Source organism: Bacteroidia bacterium, from assembly GCA_025056095.1.
Classification (GTDB): Bacteria; Bacteroidota; Bacteroidia; order JANWVE01; family JANWVE01; genus JANWVE01.
On sequence record JANWVW010000208.1, the window covers coordinates 1 to 5,014 of the forward strand.

3 protein-coding genes are annotated in these 5,014 nt (G+C 37.3%); all 3 read right to left on the bottom strand.

What is annotated here, in order from left to right; translation table 11 throughout:
• Positions 1–79: 79 nt before the first annotated feature.
• A complete protein-coding gene (locus tag NZ519_11985; GenBank protein MCS7029474.1) occupies positions 80–2,539 on the bottom strand; it encodes a bifunctional UDP-N-acetylmuramoyl-tripeptide:D-alanyl-D-alanine ligase/alanine racemase in 2,460 nt (819 codons plus the stop codon).
• A 1-nt stretch (position 2,540) separates the two neighbouring features.
• The gene (locus tag NZ519_11990; GenBank protein MCS7029475.1) at positions 2,541–3,134 is read right to left on the bottom strand and encodes a Maf family protein; all 594 of its coding nucleotides are present in this window, start codon (positions 3,132–3,134) and stop codon (positions 2,541–2,543) included.
• A 121-nt stretch (positions 3,135–3,255) separates the two neighbouring features.
• Positions 3,256–4,401, bottom strand: a complete 1,146-nt coding sequence (locus tag NZ519_11995) for a site-specific DNA-methyltransferase (GenBank protein MCS7029476.1) — start codon at positions 4,399–4,401, stop codon at positions 3,256–3,258.
• Positions 4,402–5,014: the final 613 nt, after the last annotated feature.

A 5,014-nucleotide genomic window follows, 5' to 3' on the forward strand; every position in this document is an offset into this window, starting at 1 on the left:
CGTAGCCCGTAGCACGCCGACCTTGCCCACACAAGCGCAAGCGAAGTGTGGGCAAGGGCACGCCCAAAAAAATAATCATCTATTCCTTTACATAAATTCGTTTAACTCTTTGGTTAATCGTTGTTACAATTTCGTAGCCAATAGTATCACACCACTGTGCTACGTCATTCGCACGAATTTGAAGCGAACCTTGCTTTCCTATCAAAACCACTTCATCCCCTACTTTTACATCAGGAATGTGGCTTACATCAATCATCATCATGTCCATACACACTCGCCCAATCACAGGGGCAAACTGTCCTTTAATCAAAACTCGCCCCTTTCCATTACTCCAACGGCGAGAAATACCATCACCATAGCCCACAGGCAAGGTTGCAATATAACTAGGCTTAGTTTTTGTGTACTCGCTCCGATTGTAACCAATACTGACTATCTCTTCATATCGCTGTACAGCAATTACTTTGGTATGCAAAGACATAATCTCCTCAAAACCAAAAGACTGCAATACGGGCGATATTCCATACATTCCTATCCCTAAACGAACCATATCCAACTGCGCTTGCGGAAAACGTAATATGCCTGCTGTGTTGAGTGCATGCGCCAAAACATCAGGATAAAAGAATTTACACTGCTTAACGACATCTAAAAATAAAGCTAATTGCTGCTCTGTATAAGCATCATGCTCGGGATTATCCGCAGCAGCTAAATGCGTCATTATTCCTTTAACATTGAAATACTTCTTGTGCTGCGCTATAAAAGAAAGCACTTCCTGAAATATAGTTGGCAAAAAACCTAACCGATGCATGCCTGTATCCACTTTGAGATGAACAGAAAGCACTTTATTTTGATTTTGAAGCAGACTTAGAAAACTTTTTAACTGCTCAAAGTGATGTATTTGCACTTCAAGGTCGTAATCTAAACAACGTATAACATCCTGCGGCACAGCATTGACTACCAAAATAGGGGTCTGAATTCCTTTTTTGCGTAAAAAAACCGCTTCATCTGTATAAGCGACAGCTAAATAATCTACATGTTGGTAAGCTAATTCCTGCGCAATCTCCCAAGTGCCTCCCCCATACGAAAAGGCTTTGACCATAGCCATGATTTTTGTTTTAGGATTGAGTAAAGCCCTGAAATACCTTAAATTTTGCGCTAATGTGGTCAAGTTAATTTTGAGGTAAGTAGGATGCGCGGATTCTGTAATTTTGGGAATAAGTTGCTCTAAATTATACTTTCTTGCTCCTTTGAGCAGCACTACACTGTTGTACAATTCCTCAATGGGTAAATGAGCCTCAAAGTCTTTAAGCGAAGGGTAAAAAACAAAATTGTCTTTTTTTACTTGATTTTGTAAAGCATAAAACTGCGTTCCTATTAAAAAAACTTTATGCAAGGGTACAGTTTGCAAAAACTCTAAAACGGTCTGATGCACTTGACCGACTTCTACACTTTTATAGTCTAAATCCGTGAGAATGGCTATTTTTTTGCCATTTCCTTTGCTTTGGATAAGTGTTTGTACGGCTTGCCGAATAGAAACTACGTCAGAGGAGTAAGTATCGTTGAGAAGGGTGATACTAGGGTGGGCAGTAATCCACTCTAAACGCATGGAAATAGGTTGTAAGTCCAACAATTCCCTTTGTAAAAGCTGTGGGTCAAAGCCAAGATACAATAAAGTGCCAATAACTAAATGGGCATTTTTAAGGCTGGTTTCATCAGTAAAGGGAATTTGAAAGACAAAACTTGAACCTTGATAGCTAAAAGCAGATTCACTATGCGTTAAGCCAACATGAGTATGAATCTTAATAGTGCAAGATGGATGTGTACCTACGGCTATCACTTGCTTCGGCAGGCGAGGATATTTTGGCACATTTTCTAATAAAAATTCATCTGCGTAGTAAATAAGGGCTTGGCTATTTTGGGCAAGAGTAAGTTTTTCGAAGAGTTTTTGAGTATAAGTAGTAAAATTTTCTTGGTGCGCTGCGCCGATATTGGTCAAAATAGTGAGGGTAGGCTGAATGATAGCTTCTAAGTATTTCATTTCATCAGGTTGGGAGATACCTGCTTCAAATACGGCAATTTGCGTGCGTGGAGAAAGTTCTTGCACAGAAAGAGGTACGCCAATTTGACTATTATACGATTTAGGACTTTTGGTAATAGCATACTTAGCTTGGAGTATATCACACAACCACTCTTTAACAATAGTTTTACCGTTACTGCCTGTAATACCAATAACAGGAATGCCAAACTGTTTTCTGTACTGTGCTACACAATTCTGAAAAAAACGAATGCTATTTGGTACAGCTATATAATTAACAGGTAAAGATTGTACTGTTTGTTCGCGTTCTACAACAAAATTTCGGACACCTTTGTTAAAAGCATCTAAAACAAAGTCATGTCCATCAAAATGATTGCCTTTGATGGCTACAAAGCAAAGAGAATCGCCGTGAATAATTTCGCGAGTATTGGTTTCAAAATACCGAAAATGTAAATGTTCAGGGGCTTTTAATATAGCGTTGGTATATGGGGATAAAGAAAAGGTCATATTAAAATTGTTGATTTTGTTTGAGTTCTTTGAGTGTAGCGTAAAATAAAGCAACGGGAAAACCTACTACGTTGTAGTAACATCCATTTATTTTGTAAATGTGTCTCAGTCCTAGCCAATCTTGTACGCCGTAGGCGCCTGCTTTATCGTAAGGTTGGTAGTGGTCAATGTAATGTTCAATCTCTTGCATAGAAAGGGGAGCAATATACACTTGGGTAGATTCATAGCGAGTAATGGGCTTTTGTAGTTGAGCAGTGTAGATACAAATTCCTGTGATGACAGTATGCATGCTGTCTTGAAGTTTTTGTAAAAAAGTGATGGCTTGTTGTTTATCTTTGGGTTTACCGAGTATTTCATTATCTTTTGTAACCACGATAGTGTCTGCGCCTACTAAGGGAAGGTTTGAGTTAGGATTTTGGTAAAGGTAGGTTAAGACTTTGTTTTTAGCGATTTCTTGGGCATTTTCTTCGGGTTTTAAGTGGGGAGAGAGCGTTTCGGGAGTATCTACGTGGGTAGAAATAAAATGAAAACCTGCTTGTTGTAATAGTTCTCGCCTGCGCGGCGATTGAGATACCAAGATAAATTCGGGTTTCATAGTGCAAACATAAGGATTTGTGAGTATTTAAGAGGTTTTTAATTTGCTTTTGAGATTATTTTTATTTTGGGCGTGCCCCTTGCTAATGTATCTATTCATCATCTCAAAAACAAAATAACTTTTATACCACTAAAAGGCTTCTCAATCTTTCTCTTGCAGTTTGGCAATATTTTTCAGAGATATCTATGCCTACAAATCGTCTGTTAAGAATTTTGGCAACGTAAGTAGTAGTCCCTGCACCATTAAAAGGATCTAAAACTACATCATTTTGATACGAAAATAATTTGATTAAACGCTTTACTAGTTCTTCGGGAAACATAGCAGGATGGTCAAATTTATCCATATTTCGTTCAGGGGCAATGTTCCAAGCAGCATTAACCCATTTCTTGAACTCTTCCTCTGTAATATCAATATCCTCTTTTTTACCTTGCTTTTTCAAATCACCTTTGCAAAAGACCTCAATATACTCCCAAGTGGTTTTAAAGTACGGACTACTTGGACTTTTCCAACTTCCCCAACTGCTGAATTTTGCACTGTAATTGTTCTTTTGCCAAAGTATTTCAGTTTTCCATATCATTTTGCGGGCAGTAAAAAAGTTGCTGATAAAATGATGCGTAGGAATATAGTCTGAATAAAGAGGTTGTACGTTAATAGCTATCCTGCCCGAGTATTTTAATACTCTTATACATTCCTCAAAGATGCGGAACAACTTATCAAAATAATGTTGCCAATGATAATCATCCTGACTTTGGGCATAATCTAATCCAAAATTATACGGCGGTGAGGTAATAATTAAATCAATGCAATTGTCAGGAATGTCTTTAAGCACTTGCTCACTATCGCCACAAATAATTTGGTTTTCAAAACTTATAGGTAAAGCCTGATTTTGTTTTTCAAAACCACTTTCCACAGCATAAAATGCTACGCTTCTCTTTTTTTCTTTTTCTTCTCTGTGTAAAACCTTTTTTTCAGCATCATATTCTACATATAGACGCTTGCCATTTTTTATTCCGTAACTTTTTATTCTATCAATAGCTTCAAAAATACGTAGTAAAAAGTCAAGTTTTGGATTGTTTTTAGCCGCTTGCTCTACATCTTTCTTAAAAGCATAAAAGTCTAATTGACGTAAGAAAACCTCTATCTTATTTGCACGGTACTTGCAATAAATATCCTCTTTGGGATACTTGCTCATTATGTTTTTAGCTTGATTCCATTCAGTGCTTAAAATGGTTGTATGAGGTTCAATCTCTATTTTTTTATACTCCATTACACAAAGTGAGTTAGTGGCACTAAAACTTCTAACCAAAGTTTATGAGCACAAAGTTATTATAGTTTCGTAGAAGTGTCAAACTTAATTTTTTAAGTATTTTAAGACCATACATTACCAAAAACAGAATTGTGCACAGCGAATGGATTGATATTTTTTGCTAGCTAAATAGCAGAGAATAAAACGATTGTGATAAAAATTACAGAAAGGAAAGTACAGAGAATAAGCTTGAACAAAGTTAGTTTTACTATTTAGGTAATTGAATTTTTTAATTTTTTGGGCGTGCCCCTCGCTAACGCTCGGGTCGGCGTGCTACGGGCTGCGCTGACGCTTCGGTGCTTCGCTACGCTACGCACTGCTCACGCACCCTTCGCATGCCTCACGCAAGCAGCATTTTGATAATTTACCTTGTTTTATGCCTATTCTTGTCTTCATTTCTTCCCTAAACAAGGTAAAATCAAAACCCTTTGCCTTGTTCTACACTCATTTTCACACATTTATAGAACACTATTCTAACTCATCAAATTATGTTTTCTTAAAAATGCCTCATCTACTTTGACAATCTGCATGACTACTTCTCTGGATATACCTTGCTTGAGCATTTCCTTTATTA